Annotated in this window: 12 protein-coding genes; 2 read left to right on the top strand and 10 right to left on the bottom strand. The window is 34.8% G+C overall.

Features of this window, described 5'->3' with window-relative positions; genetic code table 11:
- Window positions 1-112: 112 nt before the first annotated feature.
- The 3 genes from HGP29_RS13385 to HGP29_RS13375 form a co-directional block, all read right to left on the bottom strand.
- Complete coding sequence (locus HGP29_RS13385; RefSeq protein WP_168882935.1) at window positions 113-2,851, bottom strand: 4-alpha-glucanotransferase; 2,739 nt, start codon at window positions 2,849-2,851, stop codon at window positions 113-115.
- 301 nt (window positions 2,852-3,152) lie between these two features.
- Entirely contained in the window at window positions 3,153-4,559 is a 1,407-nt protein-coding gene (locus tag HGP29_RS13380) for a T9SS type A sorting domain-containing protein (protein WP_168882934.1), read from the bottom strand.
- Between the two features lie 165 nt (window positions 4,560-4,724).
- The gene (locus HGP29_RS13375; RefSeq protein WP_168882933.1) at window positions 4,725-7,259 is read right to left on the bottom strand and encodes a copper-transporting P-type ATPase; all 2,535 of its coding nucleotides are present in this window, start codon (window positions 7,257-7,259) and stop codon (window positions 4,725-4,727) included.
- A 217-nt stretch (window positions 7,260-7,476) separates the two neighbouring features.
- Here HGP29_RS13375 and HGP29_RS13370 point away from each other — a divergent pair, with 217 nt between their 5' ends.
- Window positions 7,477-7,845 carry a hypothetical protein gene (locus HGP29_RS13370; protein WP_168882932.1) on the top strand — a complete coding sequence of 123 codons (369 nt, stop codon included), beginning with the start codon at window positions 7,477-7,479 and terminating at the stop codon, window positions 7,843-7,845.
- Between the two features lie 62 nt (window positions 7,846-7,907).
- Here the strand turns inward: HGP29_RS13370 and HGP29_RS13365 are convergent, their stop codons facing one another.
- The 6 genes from HGP29_RS13365 to HGP29_RS13340 all read right to left on the bottom strand — a co-directional run bounded on the left by HGP29_RS13365 (window position 7,908) and on the right by HGP29_RS13340 (window position 16,394).
- Entirely contained in the window at window positions 7,908-9,659 is a 1,752-nt protein-coding gene (locus tag HGP29_RS13365) for an efflux RND transporter periplasmic adaptor subunit (protein WP_168882931.1), read from the bottom strand.
- A gap of 26 nt (window positions 9,660-9,685) precedes the next feature.
- The gene (locus tag HGP29_RS13360; RefSeq protein WP_168882930.1) at window positions 9,686-10,906 is read right to left on the bottom strand and encodes a TolC family protein; all 1,221 of its coding nucleotides are present in this window, start codon (window positions 10,904-10,906) and stop codon (window positions 9,686-9,688) included.
- Window positions 10,907-10,932: 26 nt separating this feature from the next.
- A complete protein-coding gene (locus HGP29_RS13355; protein ID WP_168882929.1) occupies window positions 10,933-14,691 on the bottom strand; it encodes an efflux RND transporter permease subunit in 3,759 nt (1,252 codons plus the stop codon).
- Window positions 14,692-14,787: 96 nt separating this feature from the next.
- The gene (locus tag HGP29_RS13350) at window positions 14,788-15,204 is read right to left on the bottom strand and encodes an HYC_CC_PP family protein (RefSeq protein WP_168882928.1); all 417 of its coding nucleotides are present in this window, start codon (window positions 15,202-15,204) and stop codon (window positions 14,788-14,790) included.
- Between the two features lie 84 nt (window positions 15,205-15,288).
- The gene (locus tag HGP29_RS13345; protein ID WP_168882927.1) at window positions 15,289-15,864 is read right to left on the bottom strand and encodes a hypothetical protein; all 576 of its coding nucleotides are present in this window, start codon (window positions 15,862-15,864) and stop codon (window positions 15,289-15,291) included.
- Between the two features lie 101 nt (window positions 15,865-15,965).
- A complete protein-coding gene (locus tag HGP29_RS13340; protein WP_168882926.1) occupies window positions 15,966-16,394 on the bottom strand; it encodes a DoxX family protein in 429 nt (142 codons plus the stop codon).
- Between the two features lie 198 nt (window positions 16,395-16,592).
- On the opposite strand from HGP29_RS13340, the gene HGP29_RS13335 reads away from it, so the two are divergent.
- Window positions 16,593-18,014 (top strand): T9SS type A sorting domain-containing protein, encoded by a 1,422-nt coding sequence (locus HGP29_RS13335; protein ID WP_168882925.1) that lies wholly within the window; start codon window positions 16,593-16,595, stop codon window positions 18,012-18,014.
- Between the two features lie 60 nt (window positions 18,015-18,074).
- On the opposite strand, the gene mtaB is transcribed toward HGP29_RS13335, so the two are convergent.
- Complete coding sequence (gene mtaB, locus HGP29_RS13330; RefSeq protein WP_168882924.1) at window positions 18,075-19,394, bottom strand: tRNA (N(6)-L-threonylcarbamoyladenosine(37)-C(2))-methylthiotransferase MtaB; 1,320 nt, start codon at window positions 19,392-19,394, stop codon at window positions 18,075-18,077.
- Window positions 19,395-19,532 lie beyond the last annotated feature (138 nt).

Below are 19,532 nucleotides of genomic sequence, written 5' to 3'. Positions count from 1 at the left end.
TTATTATTATCCGTAAAATGAGTTTGTCGTTAAATCATTCCATGAGAATAACAAAATAAAAAAGGCCCTGTTTTTAAGTAAACAGGGCCTATCATATTTATAAAATTCTATATTAGAATTTAGTATTTCTACCTGATGCTGTAATCAAACCTTTCAATTTGTTATTGAAATTCTTTTGTTCGATTAACTCCTTACAAGAAAGGTGCATTCTATATCTCCAATAGTGATGCTTGATCGCAGGAACGTTGATACGCTCATCTTCTGGATCCTCTCTTCTGATCTCAGCATCAATCGCTAACATATCTTGTAGTGGGAAAATACACCACATTGAGTCAGCGTATAAATGCTGTTGAAGAACTTGCTCAGCAATCCATGGCTCACACTCCATTGGTGCTTCACCCCAGTTACCCAAGATCTCATTGTAGAAACGTTGCGTATCACCTCTATCTTCAGTCCACCATCCTCTTACAGTAGACATATCATGTGATGAAGGGGAAGCTACTGATTCGTAAGGATAATTACCTGGGTGACCAAATGCAATCGTTGGATCTTTAGGCATACGTTGGATTTCTAAACTTAAAATTTCAAGTTCAGTCATTACTCCAGGTACACAATCTGGAACCATACCTAAATCCTCACCACAGATCAACATGTTCGTTGCTTCCTTGATGGCAGGAAGTTTCTCCATTGCTTGAGCTGCCCAAAGTGTTTCTTGACGTTTGAAGAAATAATCAATATACAACTCATGGAAGTGATGCTTCTGTGCTGGTGATAATTCTGCAAAAGTTCTAGACTTATCCATTGTTACACGCGGTGCATAGTGCATGCCGTCTGTGTACCCTAAAGCAGGAATTAATAAAACCTCATTATGCAAGCTATAAAGACCATCTCTGATCGCTTCTAATCTTGCTTTATCTTCATCATCCTTAGGCTTAATTCCGTTGAAATATTCTTGGATTTTAACCTGAGAATCAAACTTCGCTTTAAAGTTATAAGCACCATCCCATTTCTGCTCAAGGAATTCGTTTTTCACCCAATCAGTATCATAACCGAAGTATTCTCCTAGGAAATGCTCTCTGATGTATGGTGTACAGAATCTATCAAAATCAAATTGAACACCTCTGTTCTCAAACTCTGATAAGTGCAATGGAATAGCAGGTCTAAACTGACCTAATAAACCTTGTACTGAATCGATTGGAATCTCCCAAATACGGAAGAAACCAAGAATATGGTCGATACGGAATGTTTGGAAATACTGAGAAAGGTGAGTCATACGGCTTGTCCACCAAGCGTAGTTATCCTCTTTCATTGTATCCCAATCGTAAGTTGGGAATCCCCAGTTCTGACCATTTACAGCAAAGTCATCTGGTGGAGCACCCGCTTGACCGTTCATGTTGTATAAATGAGGAGCTGTCCAAGCATCTGCAGAGAATCTGTAAATACCAATTGGAATATCACCTTTTAATACAACACCTTTTGATTGTGCATATTCTGATGCTTCTAATAATTGTGCATGTAAATGGTATTGCACAAATACGTAGAAGTTTACATCATCTTTAATTTTTGATTTAGTATCAAAAAGTTTTGCTACTTTTTTAGCATCATAAACTGCAAAGTCTTCAAACTTAGTAAAGTCTGGAGTCTTGTATTTATCTCTGAAGTAACAGAAAGCAGCATATGGTAATAACCACTCTCCTTGTTCTTTGATAAATGCTTTCACTTTTGCACTTTTCAAGAACGATGCTTTTTTCTCAGACCAAATCTCTCTTAAGTAGTCCATTTTTGCATTCATTACTGCTTCGTAATCAACAGTATCTAATGCATTTAATGTTTTCTTAAGTTTTTTCAGCTTAGTCATCTTCTTTTTATCTTTCAGCTCACCAATAGCTTCAAGATTAATATAAAGAGGATGAAGTGCATATACTGAAACAGATGCATAAGGATATGAATCTACCCAAGTATATGTAGCCATTGTATCATTTACAGGAAGAATTTGCACTAAACGCATTCCTGTTTCTGTAGACCAATCTACTAATTCTTTGATATCCAAGAATTCACCTACACCTAAACCATTATCAGTTCTTAATGAGAATACGGGTAATGCAACCCCCATTCCTTTCCAATTGTGTCTATCGTAAGCAAATCTATGATCAGAAAACTTTACAAATGTTTTTGGGTCGTTTTCAATGATATCATAAACATGGTCAAAACCACCTTCTAATTCTGGAGCAGCTTTCTTATCAGCAGTATTTACTAATACATACTTGTACTTCAGTTTATGGTGACTTTTTTGAATAGGTGTTGTTACAGTCCATACATTACGATCTGAGTCGTAAGCCATTGGTAACGCTTTTTCGATATCCCAATTACCTAACTCATCCGTAGATCCTACTACTTTTGCTACATAATCTGAGTTGATTCTAGGAACATTTACCTCGAAGCAATATGTTGCATTTTTCGTTGAGCCTTTAGGTGCTTTTACTTTAGGAGCATTGGTATTGAAGATAACATCAAATGCAGCAGTGTCGTATGCATTTGAAACTTCATGGTAAGGATTCCAAGCATCCTGTAAGATGATATTTTTGAATTTCTTATTTAATTCAACAACTCTAGGTGTACCAGCTTCTTTGTATTTGATACCATTAGATTTATCGAATAAAATGTAATTGTATGAGAATGATTTTGCTCTAGTTTTTGATAAATCGACTTCAGCAATCCATGTGCCTCCGCCTAGATAATTCATTTCAAGGGCCTCTTCATCTACACCTTTACCTAAGGCAGCAATTGAACCGACTACAGCTAATTGTTGACCGAATTGGGTTTCGTAATGTATTTTAAAAGTCGCTTTCATTCAGACTGTTTTTATATGTCTTTAGACAATGTATTTTTTACTTAATATTGATTTTGAGAAGTAACAACACAAACTTCACATAGCTAAAATAGTATTTTGTTTTAGGTTATAAAATAGGTGAAGCCAACTTATTTATTTATTTCTTTTTGCAACGGTTTGCGTAACGGGGTGCATGATTAAAATCATTAAAACAAAAATTAAAATTGTGCAGAAATCGCAATTTTTTGGGGTTACAAAAGAAAAATGTGATGCCATTTTTTGATGACATCACATTCAAATTATTCTTATTTGTCAGTATTGATTATCTAATAATGAGTTTACTCGTGGTAGTAGTTGCCCCTACCTGAAATCTAAGTAAGTAGAAGCCAGCCTCTACTCCCTCAATATCCTGTAATGGGTAAACTCCACTGCCCTCTTCAATTGAAATTACCTTTTCAAAAATAAATTGACCATTTATTTTCATCAAAGTAATATTTACATTTTGGTTTGAGAATTCTCCATCAAAAAATAAAGAAACGTCATTACCTGAATCAAGAATATTAGGATATACAAAAACTTTATTCTCAACTTCACTATCAAATAACAAAGGGCCAAAAACTTCAAATCTACCATCAAAATCATATTGAACAAGACGGTAATATTTTTCTCCATTATTTTGAGCTGTAAAATTGTACTCAATTGTTGTTGAAGAATTTCCTGCAGCAAGAACACTACCTTCAACAACCCAATTTCTGTTATCAAATGAACTTTGAATATCAAACCTTTCAGCATTCAATTCAGTAGCTGTCACCCATTCAAGTTCAACACTATTGTCAAGTTTTTGACCTGTAAATGACACTAATGTAACTGGTAAGTCGACTTCATAATCTCCATTGTTTATTCTCCCGCATAAACTATTATTTGCGGATGTATTACAAACCGAGTTCATATCACAACTTCCATCTACATTCAGTCCACCATCACCACCTACGGAAAATGAAAGGCTCACCCAACATTGCATATCAATATCTCCTCCAACACTTAAAATACCATTAAGAGTCCAAGAAGGGCTACCAGATGTATTAGGAATAACTATGTCTACAGTTACCTCTAGTTCACCTCCATCTGCGATAGAAATATCTCCCGCTTGAGAAGTGAATGTACCAGTAACCTTTGCAAATCCAGTATCATGTACATCGATTGTTTGTTTTCCTCCACCAGAGAACGTAAGGCCATTGTTTGCGTAAAATTCACCTTTCACAACAATTTCACTATCTGTCTGGCTTAAAGTTAGAAGGTCAGTTACTGTTAAACTTCCTCCTTCTTCAACAGTAATCCTTACTTTCTTACTGTTATCAACAATATCTTGTGCGACAACAGTACCATCTCCAGTTACTGTTATTAAACTGTATGGACCATCCTCTTGATTTGAAAATGTAAGAGTTGATGAAACTGTAGTCAAATCGAATCCTATTGAGATAGGTTCATAATTCCCATTACCCCCATTACCAAATTGCACTTCATCAGTACCTTGTGGATAATTATTAGGATAAGCGACAACATCTCCTGAAACATAAATCCAACTGTTTGGATCTTTCCATGTACTTTCTATAAATGTACTAGAGATTGCTGGTTTGTAGACTGTTTGAGATTGTGCAACGAATGATATAAGAAGAAAAGAGTATACACACAATCTTCCTATTAGATTAATAGTAAAAGATTTTTTCATTTAAGTCAAATAATTTTTTGAGAGCTATTTAATTGTTAATTTCTATACAAGTACCTAAAGTAATCTATGTAGTTATATTGTAAAATACGGCGAAATTATTGTAACAAACAAATAAAAAAGCACTAAACTTGCCAGAATAGTGCTTTTCGGGGTTACAAAAAGTTACTAAAGGGTTATTTTCCTCAATCTCAGTGCATTAGTGATAACGGAAACAGAACTAAAGCTCATTGCTAAAGTGGCTAACATGGGTGATAATAGTATCCCAAAGAATGGGAATAATACACCTGCTGCAACTGGAACTCCTAATACATTATATAAGAAAGCGAAGAGTAAGTTTTCTTTAATATTCCTCATCACTTTTCTTCCTAATTTAAAGGTTTTGACTAAGTTCGAAATATCACCTTTGAGCAATGTTATTTCCGCACTTTGTATGGCGATATCTGTTCCATCTCCCATCGCTATACCTATGTCTGCAAGGGTTAAAGAGGGGGCATCATTTATACCATCACCAGCCATGGCTACTTTTAATCCCTTTTCTTGATATTCTTTTACTGCATTTAATTTGTCTTCTGGCAAACAATCAGATTTGAAATGTTTAATCCCCACTTCTTTGGCAACGTATGCAGCTGTTTTCTGATTATCTCCTGTCAACATAATCACTTCAATACCATGATCTTCTAAATCCGAAATGGCTTTTCTAGCGTTTGGTTTAATTTTATCTTCAAGTGTTATAATACCCTTAAGAGAATTATCATAAACTACATAGATAACAGTTGCCCCTTTTTGTTGTTCAGTAGAAATAAGACTTTTTTGTTCTTCAGAAAGATCACCTTCATTGATACTGGTTTGATTTCCAATACGAACTTTCTTTCCATCAAATATGGCCTCAGCACCTTTACCAATGATATATTTGTAATCTGATACTTGAGGTAAGCCTACATTTTTATTTTTTGCATAGGCAACAGTAGCTTTTGCTAATGGGTGATCACTGTTTTGATCTAAAGCGGCTGCATAAGCCAACACTTGTTCATCTGACCAAGTTGAAAACGAGGTAACTTCCTGAACTTCAGGCTTGCCTTGTGTTAGGGTCCCTGTTTTATCGATCATCAAAACATTAATATCACTTAAACCTTGTAATGCTTCTGCATTTTTCACCAAGATCCCATGTTCAGCTCCTTTCCCTGTACCTACCATTATTGACATAGGTGTAGCCAACCCTAAGGCACATGGACAAGCGATGAGAAGAACTGCTACTGCATTCACTAAAGCATAAACTGCGGCATTCTCACCTGTATATAAAAAGAACCATAACAAGTAGGTAATAATTGATACACTGACTACAATTGGTACAAAATACTTTGCAATCTGATCAGCAACCTTTTGAATAGGAGCTCTTGAACGCCCGGCATCATTGACCATCTCAATCACTTTAGATAAAAGAGTTTCCTTACCTACTTTTTCTGCTTTCATGATAAAGTTACCGTTCGTATTAATCATACCACTGCTTACTTTATCATTTGCTTTTACATCAAAAGGAATAGGTTCGCCTGTGATCATAGATGCATCCATAGTGCCATATCCTTCGATAACAACACCATCTACAGCTACCTTTTCACCGGGTTTTACCTTTAGTTGATCTCCTTTGACAATATGTTCAACAGCAACAAGCATATCCTTATTATTTCTAATCACTGTAGCTGTTTGTGGAGCCCACTTTAATAATGCTTTTAATGCTGAATTAGTTCTTTGATGTGCGTTTAGCTCCATCAATTGACCTAACATAACTAATAACAGAATAATACAAGTTGCCTCGAAATATACATCTACGGCTCCATGATTTTTAAATTCATCGGGGAAATAATCAGGTATAAATAATGCTATAGTACTGAAAAGGAAAGCGACAGACGTACCTATTCCGATTAAAGTCCACATATTAAAATTCTTAGTAACAATCGATGACCAAGCCCTTCTCATAAAAATCCAGCCTGTGTAGAATACCATAGGTATTGTAAGGACGAACTGTATTGCATTCCAAGATGTTTGAGACATAATTGCTAACATCTTATGATGTACGGATGGAAAAATATGTCCCAACATTGCGATCAATGCTACAGGTATTGTGAAAAGTAAACTCAACTTGAACCTTTTCATCATATCATCATACGCTTCATGACCTTCTGAACTCTCATCTTGGGATGGGATAACTGGCTCTAAGGACATGCCGCAAATCGGACAATCCCCAGGTTCGTCATATTCTTCCTCTGGATGCATTGGGCAAGCATATTTCACAGGAGCTTTGGGTTCTGGAATTTTTTCCAAAGGCATTCCACATACTGGGCAGTCTCCCATTTCATCATATAACTTATCACCCTCACATTGCATTGGACAATAATACTTCCCAGCATTTTCAGCGGTAGCCTCAGGAACATCATATTCTATTATTGGCAAATCGTGAGGTATTTTATCAGCATAATCTTCAGGGTTAACCTCTTTTGATGATAATTGTTCCTTGACCTCATACCCAGCTTCACCAATAATTTTATTTATACATTTTTGACAAGCGCCTTCTGTAACGACTCTCAATATATGTCCATCTTTAACTTCCCAATCTATTACTCGGGGATCGGCTTCTAAAAGCGGATGCACTTTAGCTTCACACTTTTTACAACCTAATGTTGTATCTAATATTAATTCTTTCATTGTTGTTCTCTTTAGTCAATACAAAAGTCGTATTTCTTCATGAGAAATTTGTACGGAATTTTAGTAATGAAGTATAAAATTTAGTACTGAAATCTTATAATAAAATCCATCTGCCTTCTAAATAAATAAGTTTATATCATACTACAATCATATCTTTATACATTGATTATTTTTTGTAGCGTATTTAAATAGATATCACAAAAAAGAATTTAACGTTATGAAAAAATTAAACCTAATCATCACACTCATTGGCTTAGCGGCAACCATCATGCTAGCCAATGTAACAAATAATGAAAAACCAACAGCTGAGGATAGAGCAACATTCCTAACAAATCAGATGAAAGACGTCCTCAAACTAAAGGAAGATCAAATAGACAAAGTGCAAGAAATCAATTTAAAGAGTGCACAGAAAATTGATAAAATAGCTGTTAAAGAAAGTAGTAATCTAGCAAAATTAAATGCTGTTAGAGCTGTGGAAGATCAAAAGGCTAAAGATTTAAAAGCCGTTTTATCTAAAAAGCAATACAAAAAATACACACAGATAAGACAGAAGCTAAAAGAGAAAGTGAGGAATCAATTGATGTAATACTACATTAAAGAAGTAAGCCTGTAGCACCATTTATAAATAATGCTACAGGCTCTTATTATTTATTGGATCTTTTGCTGAACTTCACCACATTTCAGCATCATATCTCCGTAATAAGGATTCAGTACTTCTTTAGTATTTGACAGCCAAGAAGCTCCTTTATCATGATTTGCCATCGGGCAGTACAATAAGAATACCTGTTCGCTTTCCGGCAAACCAAATCGACTGACCATATTAGATAATTCTTTGGATACATCCACAAAATAGCGTCTTCGGGTATCGATATTATCTGCTTTAATCATCTCTTGGACATTCGACTTCAACTCCTTAGAAGCCATCATCCAATACATATGTGCATCTCCTTTTACGCCTTTCATAGACACTTCAGCTACTGCATTATTAAAATCAGTGATCAATTCTTTTGCCTTATCATCATCGCTAGACACAAAAGCATCTTTTACTAACAAATAACTTCGATACGCTTTTTGAAGCTGTTGCTTAAAGTTTTCTGATACACCATCTTCAAATTTTTGATGATGTAACATTCCTGCTGACATGTTCTGGGTTTGTTCATCTCCTTTATGAGGTGCAATCATACTTGGTTTACCTTTCAATTGTGCTGCAGCATCAACAGTATAGGTACCTTGAGTGACAACAGACTCGCCTATATTCACCCCTTCATTAATTACATATGCATTGGCCAAAGACGCACCTAAAGTCACCTCTCTCATCTCAAAAGTAGGTTCTGCCTCTCCTTCTACTTTTACATAAACAATCGATCTAGGACCTGTCCATAAAACAGCAGACTTTGGTACAACAATCACATCATCATTTACAGGAAGTTTTGCATTTACTTTTCCAGAAACAAACATCTCTGGTTTCAGCTTATTTTTGGCATTGATTACATTACCTCTTACTGAAGCCACTCTTGTTTTTGGATCAATAAACGGATCAATAAATGATATCTTTGTAGTAAACTTTTGTCCTGGATAAGATGATACTGAAAACTCAATTTCGTCTCCTATGTTCAACCAAGCTAAATCACTTTCATAGGCATCAAATTTCACCCATAAACGAGACAAGTCTGCTAAATCATACATAATCTGTCCTTCCATCACATGATCCCCTTCAACCACATTGAGCTTAGTAATGACACCAGATATATCTGCTCTGATATCAAATTCGGTCATTACTTTTCCTGATTGATCAATTTTCTTGATTTGATCTTCAGATAATTTCCAGAGACGAAGTTTCTCTTTAGCAGCTCTTAATAATTGAGGGTTTGAATCTTTGACTTTTTTTGCTTCAAAATATTCTCGCTGAGCTGTAACCAATTGGGGAGAATAAATAGTGGCTAACTTTTGTCCCTTACGAACTCGTTCTCCTAAATAATTAACATAACTTTTCTCTATTCTTCCAGAGATATGTGATGCTTGAGAATAGGTTCTTCTTTCATCCACAGCAATTTTCCCTTGCATCAATAATTCCTTTTCCGCCTCAGACTTCACTACTTTTGTCGTCTGAATATTCGCCAGTGCAACCGCTGATTTTGATAAAGAAATATGTGCTAAATCTTGACCTTCATTTCCTGATGAAGCCGGAATTAATTCCATACCACAAATTGGGCAATCTCCAGGTTCATTTTGTCTAATTTGAGGATGCATTGAACATGTCCAAACTTCTTCTTTTGTATCATGTTGATGGTTTTCATGTCCTTCAGATGATGTTTCGCCTCCAAAGAAAAGCCATCCACAAAATAGTCCTGTTACAAACATGACTACTAATGAACTATATGATTTTATATATTGATTCATAATAATGTCTTTTTAAACTGTAGGTTTTAAACCCCTTGAATAAAGTTGATTTTTGCTAAAGCATCATTCAAACTACTTTCTGCTTTATGCTCTTTAAATAGGAAATCTAAACGTTGCATTTGTAAACGTAGTAATTCAATAAATGCTCCCCCTTGAGAGTTTCCTACAGTATATACTTCTCTTTGTACTTTAATTGCTTGCTCTATTTTTAGCATCTGAGAATGTATCAACTCAATATCTTTATGAGCATCCTCTCTTTGATTCATTGCTTTTAATAGTTCGGCCTGAAGTACATTTTCTAATTCTTGCTTCTCTAAGTCAATCGCTTGATGACTTAAAGTAAGTTGTTCCTTTTGACCAGAATATTTCTTGGCATTGAAAACAGGAATGGATAAACCTAACATCGGCATTACTGTGTTTCTACCAGGATTTTCAGCTGACATTTGTGTATCTCCTAAAATACCATATTCTAATCCCAATTTAATCTGAGGAGCAGCCGATTTAGAAACAGAATTCACTTCAGCTCTAATCACATTTTGAGAAGCTTCCATCCCCTGCAATAAAGGATTGTTTTTAATGTTTGAATCACTAGAAGTATCAAAATTTATTTTGTCAGTGATATTTACATCTGAAACTGAAGCATTTAATACCAATTCAAATTGTCGGTGTAAAAGTGTACTATCTTCTATCAACTTATTGATATTATTATCAGCATCTTCAATTTGCATTTGTACTCTTAATACATCAACTAATGAACCCTTAGCATTTTCATATTGTGTTAGTGCTATTGACTCAAAAGTCTTCAGGATCAAAATATTGTCTCGAGAAGAAGTGAGATCTTTTTGGTTCTGGATCATCTGAAAATATAGAGACCGAACAGAATACTTTATACTATTTTCAGTTTGAATTTTATCTTTCTCCGCTTTGATAATTTTTTGATCCACTACTTCATATTGTGTAGCTCTTGAACCAAACCAAGGCAACATAATTCCTGCTGAAATTTTATGATTTAAAGGCCCATTTCTGGTCTCGATTGGAGAGGCACCATAACCATACATTAAGTCAAGATTTGAGGTCCCTTTCCCTTTAATCATTTCTTTTTCTGAAGCAACCACTTGGATGGATTGTGATTTAGCTTGGACTCCATAATTATTTTCAAGGGCTTGTTCTATATATTGGTCCAAATAAGGATTCTGTGCTAAGCCAACGACTGGAAATAATAAAAGGATATATAGTATATTTTTCATAATTGTATTTCGTTTTGATGGCTCATTTATCTTTTACTTTTCAATAAACTCGCTTCTTCTACTGCACAGTATAATGTAGGAACAACAAATAGAGTTAATAAGGCAACTGTCATTCCTCCAAAACCTGGAATAGCCATTGGTTTCATGATATCTGCTCCTCGTCCTGTTGAAGTAAGAATTGGAATAAAAGCAAGAAGAGTAGTTGCAGTTGTCATTAAACTCGGTCGAATTCTCCTCATTCCTCCTTCTAAAACAGCTTTTCTTATTCCGGCAATTGTTTTAGGTTGATGTCTAGAAAAAGATTGATCTAAATAGGTAGCGATCAAAACCCCATCATCGGTAGCTATACCAAATAGTGCAATAAAACCAACCCACACCGCAACACTTAGATTTACTGATCCCACATTAAATAAGTCTTGCATATTTGTCCCTAATATGGTGACATCCAAGAAGCCCGGTTTACTATAAAGCCAAAGCATCAAGAAACCTCCACTAAAAGCTACAGCGATACCAGAAAATACCATAAATGTGGTTCGAACGGATTTAAACTGAAGATAGAGAATAAAGAAAATCAACATCAAACAGATAGGCATCACAAAAGACAATCGTTTGGTAGCCCTTAGTTGGTTTTCATAGTTCCCAGAAAATTTAAAACTCACTCCTTTTGGTACTACCAACTTCCCTGAATTAATTTTTGACTGAAGGTATTCCATCGACTGATCAACAACTTGCACTTCAGAAAAGCCTTCTTTTTTATCTAATAGCACATAGCCAGTAAGAAAAGTATCCTCGCTTTTAATACTCTGAGGCCCTGCCACATAATTGATGTCAGCTAGTTCTTCCAAAGGGACTTGAATTCCTAGGGGAACATTCACCAAAAACTTTTTAAGTACATCTGGATTGTCTCGATACTCTCGAGCATATCTCATTCTTACAGGAAAACGTTCTCTGCCTTCAACAGTATAAGTTAATGGCATACCTCCAATAACCATCTCCAATAACATTTGCATGTCTCTGATATTCATTCCATATCGAGCTATTTTCTGACGGTCGATCTCTATTTCTAAATAAGGCTTACCTACTATTCGATCGGCAAAGACTGCTTCTTTTTTAACCGAAGGCACCTCTTTGAGTAACTGTTCTAATTGCAATCCGAACGATTCAATCGTAGCCAAATCGGGACCGTATACTTTTATACCCATCGGGGCTCTCATGCCTGTTTGGGTCATAATCAGCCTTGTCTCAATAGGCTGTAATTTTGGAGCAGATGTTAGACCAGGTAGAGACGAAACTTTTACAATTTCATTCCAAATATCATCAGTAGATTGAATATGATCTCTCCACTGTCGGAAATATTGTCCATCAGGATCTTCGATTAGTTTCCCTTTTTCATCCCTTACATACTCCCCTTCACTATTTATTTTAAATCTAAGGCGGGTCCCATTTTCATCAACTTTGTATTCGTTTTTATAGTTGATTATATTCTCATACATTGATATAGGTGCAGGATCTAAAGGTGATTGAGTTCTTCCTGCTTTACCCACAACAGATGAAATCTCTGGGATACTTTTTACAGCCATATCCATCAACTGAAGGTTTTTCTTGACTTCAGAAATACCAGCATTCGGCATTGTTGTAGGCATTAATAGGAAACTTCCTTCGGATAATGAAGGCATAAATTCAGATCCAATACCCGGAAATAAAGCACTCATATTTTTATATGCTGAAGTTTGAGTAATATCTACTCCTAACTTCTTACCTACATCAGTAAATGGAGAAAACAACTTAGGAAAGCCCAACCATGCTGAAATGCCAGAAAAAACAACTATAAAAATTAGCGTTAAAAAGGATACTTTATTCTCTAAACATTTAGCTAATAACTTTGGATATAAATAGATAAATAACTGGAAGCCTCCAAGAATTAAAGTAATTAACCCTCCAACGAATATTACATTTTTAAACGTACTTTCTTGAGCACCCAATGGCAACCAATCTATGGCTAATAAATACGTAATTACTAATGCGACAAGTATGCTTCTTATTTTATCATATGACCCTTGAGGTAAGAAGCCTTTTATATACTCACCAAAGATATTGTAAGATGTAATTAAGATCACCCCAATTCCGAGGCTTACTTTAGAATAAAATAAAAGCCAGATTCCAAATATGAAAAAGCAAATTTGGAGTAATAAACGACCTTTACTCTTCTCATTTGATCTAAAAAAATAATAAGCAAACATGGGTAGAAAAACCAAGGCAACGACAACAGATGCACACAATGCAAAGGTCTTTGTAAAAGCCAAAGGTGTAAATAACTTCCCTTCTGAAGCTTGCAGCGTAAATACAGGTATAAAACTAACTACTGTTGTGGCCACCGCCGTCACAATAGCACCAGATACCTCTGCTGTTGAATCATAAATTAAATCTACTAGCTTCCTGTCCTCTCGGTATTCTAAATGTTTGATCAGATTTTCAGACATAACAATACCTATATCCACCATCGTCCCTATGGCAATAGCTATACCACTTAAAGACACAATATTAGCAACGATCCCCATGTATTTCATGATGATAAATACCATCAGCACAGCTATAGGTAACAAGCTTGAAATCAACATAGAAGCGCGTAAGTTCCAAACCATAATTAGAACTACTATCACAGTAATTAGTATTTCCTGTGTTAAAGCCTCATTTAGCGTCCCTAAAGTTTCTTTGATTAAAACCGAACGGTCATAGAATGGTACGATAGTCATCTTACTTACCGTTCCATCTTCTAGTACTTTCTGTGGCAAACCATTTTGGATATCTTTAATTTTATCTTTCACATGGTCTACAACAAGCATAGGGTTGGCTCCAAAACGGGCGGTGACAACTCCTCCAACAGCTTCGGCTCCTTCTTTATCTAAGATTCCTCTACGTACTGCTGGACCTTCTAAAACTTTAGCGACATCCTTAATTCTGATGGGAATATTTGCATTTACCTTAACAACTGATTCCTCTAAATCACTTAGGTTTTTGATGTAGCCAATACCTCTTACGAAATACTCTGTATTGTTGACTTCGATAGTTCTTGCACCAACATCTAAATTAGAATTACGCACAGCATTCATTACTTGCTGTAAGGTTACACCATAAGCCTTTAATGCATTAGGATCCACATCAATCTGATATTCCTTAACATGCCCTCCAACAGAGGCAACTTCAGCAACTCCATCGGCCGACATTAATGCATATTTAACTAGAAAGTCTTGTGTGGTTCTCAATTCTTCCAGATCCCAACCACCTGTTGGGTTCCCCTCCTCATCTCTACCTTCAAGGGTATACCAAAAAACCTGACCTACAGCGGTGGCATCAGGGCCCAATGTTGGTTGTACTCCTTCTGGTAAAGTTCCAGGGGATAAACTATTTATTTTTTCAAGGATTCTTGTTCTACCAAAGTAAAATTCAATGTCATCTTTAAAAATGATATTGATTGTAGAGAACCCAAACATAGAATTACTACGGATACTCTTTACTCCCGGAATACCTAACAAACTCGTTGTTAATGGATAGGTAATTTGATCTTCAATATCTTGAGGAGATCTTCCAGACCAATTGGTAAAAACTATTTGTTGATTGTCTCCAATATCAGGAATCGCATCTACTGATACTGGATCGTATGGAATATAGTTATTGATTTTAGTTTTAAATGGGCTATGCATTAATCCCCAAAAAACAACCAACAACAACATCACTATCGTTACTATTCTATTGTATAGAAAGAAACGAACAATTTTATTAATCATTAATATAGTGTTTAGAGAGCCGCTTATATAAACGCCTCTGAAATTACAAAAAAATAGACTATTGTACTCTAATAAGTAGCAAAAGAATATTCCTCTCTAAACGATAAATGTCTGATTTGTAATATTAATTGGAGTTTGCCTGAATATGGGAGGTGTTTTCTCAATAAAGAGATCAATCATTTGTGTAGTACATATATGATTGTGATTTTCAGGCAAAATAGTCGGATAAGCAGAAGCCCAAAGGTCCTTGATAAGTTCTTTATAGGTATAAGAAGGAACCTCAACCAAATCTATTAAATGATCAAAATGGCTTTCAACTTTAAGCTGTTGAGCATTATTTTCACAGCAATCAGATTTTTCTTTCATATCCATAGACATCTCACAGCAATAGTGTGATGCTTGCATGTTGACAGCTTTCAGCATTCCTTGGCAAATATGTGCGTTAGCGATAATACCAATTGTGCCTACTATCAAAACAATAGATAAAAAAATATTTTTGATGGCTTTGCTCATACTTCAAATATCAAAAAGTATTAGGAATAAAGTCAAGAGTAGAATGTTAGAATTAATAAAAATTCACAAATCTTTTCGTTTGATTTATTCCCAAATAATAGCTTCTACAATAGCATTATACTGTTCAAGATCTTCCATGGTATACTCATCTTTATCAGGTGCATTGTAATTTTGTAATTGCATCTCGTACTTAACATGCGATGTAGGTTCTACCAAATAGATATGGTAGTGTATTGTTTTTAATTCAAGATCTGTTCTTCTACTTAAAACATCATTGAAATTATCTCCAACATGAACACCATATTCATCCGTATAATCCTCATTAGTGATATATACTTTATTGATAATATTTGTTTCAGCATTTTCTGTGGAAAAGGTCAGTCCATCTCCTACTTTGAATAAGGTGAAATTAGGTCCATCTTGGTGACCTACACTTTCCGTAACGGGGTGTCCTTTGAACAATTTTTGAAGATTTTTTTCAGACAAGATGGTAGAATTCTTCTTAAGAATTAATTGGCCAAAATTAGCTTCATTTAAAATAATAGTAGTTGATACCTCGGGTTTGTTTTCTTTATTCTGAGTACTCTCTGAAGGATTATTACTGCATGCACAGAAAAACAAAAAAGGAAATATCATTGATGCAAAAAATATCCTTTTCATGTTGATATAAAATAAAATGGTGTCTGACTAATTTAATAACTCTGAAATATCTCGAAAGTTATATTTGTCATTTATAAGTATACATCAGACTTTACTAATTTCTACTTTTTCTTCATAAAGTAATAATCGAAAGAAAATATCCCACTACCCTTTATCAGTATAAATAGACTGCCACACCACATTGCCCAATCAGTTCTACTTGCATGAAGTGCACTCCATATCCCATTTTCTGATACTTGAGGAATCTTTGTAGTAATGATAGCTACACACATAATAATGAAGGTATTTAAAGCGGCAATTCTTGAAACAATACCTAGTATCAAAAGTACACCTGCTAGTATTTCTACAGTCCCTACAAAATCACCTAAGAACTCAGGATTAGGTAATCCAATTTTAAGAAACCTACCTGCCCCTCTAGTTGTTGGGTACAAGAATTTCTGAATGCCTTCTGAAAGAAAAACAAAGCCTACCATCCATCGAATAATAACAATACTCTTATCTGTTGACGTTTTTAAAATTAGGTTCATCATTGGTTTATTTTTTAAGAAAGTAAAAATAGAAAACTCATGAAATAGACAGGTAGTACATTTGAAATAGAATTGAAAAAATATATCACATTTCTCATAAACTAATCCCATGTGGATATTTTATTTAGTACTCTATAAAAAACACTATCGTATTCTTAAAATTTTAATTAAATTAATGAAATAACTATACACAAAAACTATATGAAAGCACTTTTTATTTCGTTGATATTATTCTCTATTTCTAATCTTTCTTTTTCAACTATTATTGATGTACCGGCTGGAACATACAGTAGATTTACTGTTTTGAGAGGAGATACAGTTAGAGTAAATGGTGATTTAAAAATTACCCACGATGATGATTATCGTGAAATGAAATCACATTATACACATCATAGTAGAACAACAAGTCCATATTTTCATGATGGACATTCTGGCTATTTAACAGTTGAAGAACATGGAGTTCTGATAATAAATGGCAATTTACATATTGATAATACCGAAGATCATAAAAATACAAATGATGGAAAAATAATCATTTCTGAAAATTTTAGGATTACGGCAACTGATGATGATGAAGGGTTTCATTTTGAAAATAATGGAGATATTGTTGTCAATAAAAACTTTGAAATGACAGGGCAAAGAAAATTAGATGATGATGATGATGAAATTTCCGTTTTTAGTAACCGAGGACATTTACTTGTAGACCAAGATATGATTTTAAAAGATCATGTCCATTTTGACCCTAGATCAAGTCATCATTACCACAGTGGTACCACAATAGTTCTTGGTAACACCAATTTTTTACATGATAGATCTCATAGCTCTCATCATGATGATGACGACGATGATGATGGTTGGTCAACTTTATCTCCGCATGGTCATTATCCAAATGGGCAATATTTACTTCACAACGCGAATAATGCAGCACAAAATTACTTTAGAACACCACATCTACATGCAACTAATAAGGATGCTCAAAATCACATATCACAACCTACAAAAGATTTGGTTAGTAAATTCATGAGTAGTACACAGGTGAATCGTGACCTTCCTATTGAACTTATGTCTTTTACTCTTTCAACAGGTGGAAAGAATCATGTTATTGCTGAATGGGCAACTGCCCAAGAAATCAATAGTGCCTATTTTACTTTAGAGAAATCGTATGATCAACAAAACTTTACAATGGTGAATGATCGAATTAATGCAGCAGGTAATGCCGCCACAGAAATTGATTATGACTATGAAGACACTGATGATCATTCAAACAAGGTCGTATATTACAGACTAACAGAATATGATTTAGATGGCAAATCACAAAGTTGGATAAGAGAGGTAAGTTTAGGTGAAGCCAATAATTCTTATACCGTAACAAAAGTATTTCCTGACCCCGCCGATAATTATATCAACATAATGATGGATATTGATCAGAACGATGTTCCAACTTTCCAACTGATACTAATAGAGACAGGTCAAGTTTTCCCTTTGACCTATTTGAATAACAATTCTAGTATTACAGGTAAGGAAACCCTAGATGTCAGTCAGATGAACGATGGATTATATATGTTATTAATCTCCTTAAATAAAAAAGTGATCTATAAAAAGGAAATGATCATACAACATTAAAAAATAAGGCACCTTTCACATCGATACGAAAGGTGCCTATTTTATGGACAAATTTTGAAATTAGTGCTTTTCGTACACAATTTCAGGTTCTTTAATTTCCACAATATTTTGATCGTTCACTTTTACCAAGTCAATTTGTTTTAACTCATTGACTAAAGCCGGATCATACTTCGCTTCTACTCGAACATAATTCTCTGTAAAACCAAACATTTTACCTTCCTCAATATCATGTTCGAATAGAACTGTTCTTGTTGTACCTAATTGAGACTCATAAAATGCTCTTTTCTTCTTATCCGAAAGAATTCTCAACATTTTAGAACGTTTTGCTCTTTCTGCTTTCGGTACAACACCACCCATATGAACAGCATCAGTATTTGGCCGTTCAGAGTAAGTAAAGACATGAAGATAGGCTACATCTAATTCATTTAAGAAATTGTAGGTATCTAAGAAGTCTTCTTCTGTTTCACCAGGGAAACCAATGATCACATCAACACCAATACATGCGTCTGGCATTTGTGATTTAATTTCGGTGATACGAGATTTATATAAATCTGTTCTATAACGTCTTCTCATTAATTCCAACATCTTGTCAGAACCCGATTGCAACGGAATATGGAAATGAGGAACAAACTTGTCAGATTCAGAACAGAATCCAATAATTTCTTCATCTAATAAGTTAGGCTCAATAGAAGAAATGCGGAAACGTTCAATACCTTCTACTTTATCCAACTCCTTTAACAAGTCGATAAGTCTTTCTTGACGTCTTCCATCAATAATACCAAAGTCTCCGATATTGACTCCCGTCAGTACTACTTCTTTAGTATCTGTTGCAGCAATTTCTTTTGCATTTTGGATAATATCAGCAATAGTAGCACTTCTAGACTTTCCTCTTGCTAAAGGTATAGTACAGAACGAACATTTATAATTACATCCATCTTGTACTTTTAAGAATGTTCTTGTTCGGTCATTCATTGAATAACCAGAAACAAATTCTTTAGTCTCTTTAATTTCAGTAGCTAATACTTGTGGTTCTTCAGTTTTTACAAAACCGTCTAACAATTCTAATAAACGGAATTTCTCTGCCGCACCCAATACCGCGTCGACTCCCTCTAGTTCTGAAATCTCTTTCGGTTTTAACTGAGCATAGCAACCAATAATGGCTACATAAGAGTTAGGAGCAATTTTCTTTGCTTCTCTTACAATCTTCTGACACTTTTTGTCTGCATTGTCTGTTACAGAACAAGTGTTGATTATATATATATCTGGAGTATCTGAAAACTCTACTTTTTTATATCCTTTTTCTTCAAACTGACGTCCGATAGTCGACGTTTCAGAGAAGTTTAGCTTGCAACCAAGCGTATAGAAGGCAACTTTTCTCATTACTGATTGAATATTAACTACTTGCTAAATCCACAAGGGCTACAAAAGTACGGAGAATGTTATTGAATTGAAAATATCTGCCCCAACGTATGTTAACTAATCATTTCGTTCTTATAAATTCTTAGGATTTTGTACTTT

Source organism: Flammeovirga agarivorans (genome assembly GCF_012641475.1).
GTDB lineage: Bacteria > Bacteroidota > Bacteroidia > Cytophagales > Flammeovirgaceae > Flammeovirga > Flammeovirga agarivorans.
Note: the sequence above shows the minus strand (reverse complement) of the source record. Positions and strands in the feature narration are given on the sequence as shown.

Coding starts and splice junctions, on each gene's coding strand:
- HGP29_RS13380 (WP_168882934.1), bottom strand. CDS start 4,559: ATGAAAAAATCTTTTACTATTAATCTAATAGGAAGATTGTGTGTATAC.
- HGP29_RS13350 (WP_168882928.1), bottom strand. CDS start 15,204: ATGAGCAAAGCCATCAAAAATATTTTTTTATCTATTGTTTTGATAGTA.
- HGP29_RS13345 (WP_168882927.1), bottom strand. CDS start 15,864: ATGAAAAGGATATTTTTTGCATCAATGATATTTCCTTTTTTGTTTTTC.
- HGP29_RS13340 (WP_168882926.1), bottom strand. CDS start 16,394: ATGATGAACCTAATTTTAAAAACGTCAACAGATAAGAGTATTGTTATT.
- HGP29_RS13355 (WP_168882929.1), bottom strand. CDS start 14,691: ATGATTAATAAAATTGTTCGTTTCTTTCTATACAATAGAATAGTAACG.
- HGP29_RS13365 (WP_168882931.1), bottom strand. CDS start 9,659: ATGAATCAATATATAAAATCATATAGTTCATTAGTAGTCATGTTTGTA.
- HGP29_RS13375 (WP_168882933.1), bottom strand. CDS start 7,259: ATGAAAGAATTAATATTAGATACAACATTAGGTTGTAAAAAGTGTGAA.
- HGP29_RS13360 (WP_168882930.1), bottom strand. CDS start 10,906: ATGAAAAATATACTATATATCCTTTTATTATTTCCAGTCGTTGGCTTA.
- HGP29_RS13370 (WP_168882932.1), top strand. CDS start 7,477: ATGAAAAAATTAAACCTAATCATCACACTCATTGGCTTAGCGGCAACC.
- mtaB (WP_168882924.1), bottom strand. CDS start 19,394: ATGAGAAAAGTTGCCTTCTATACGCTTGGTTGCAAGCTAAACTTCTCT.
- HGP29_RS13385 (WP_168882935.1), bottom strand. CDS start 2,851: ATGAAAGCGACTTTTAAAATACATTACGAAACCCAATTCGGTCAACAA.
- HGP29_RS13335 (WP_168882925.1), top strand. CDS start 16,593: ATGAAAGCACTTTTTATTTCGTTGATATTATTCTCTATTTCTAATCTT.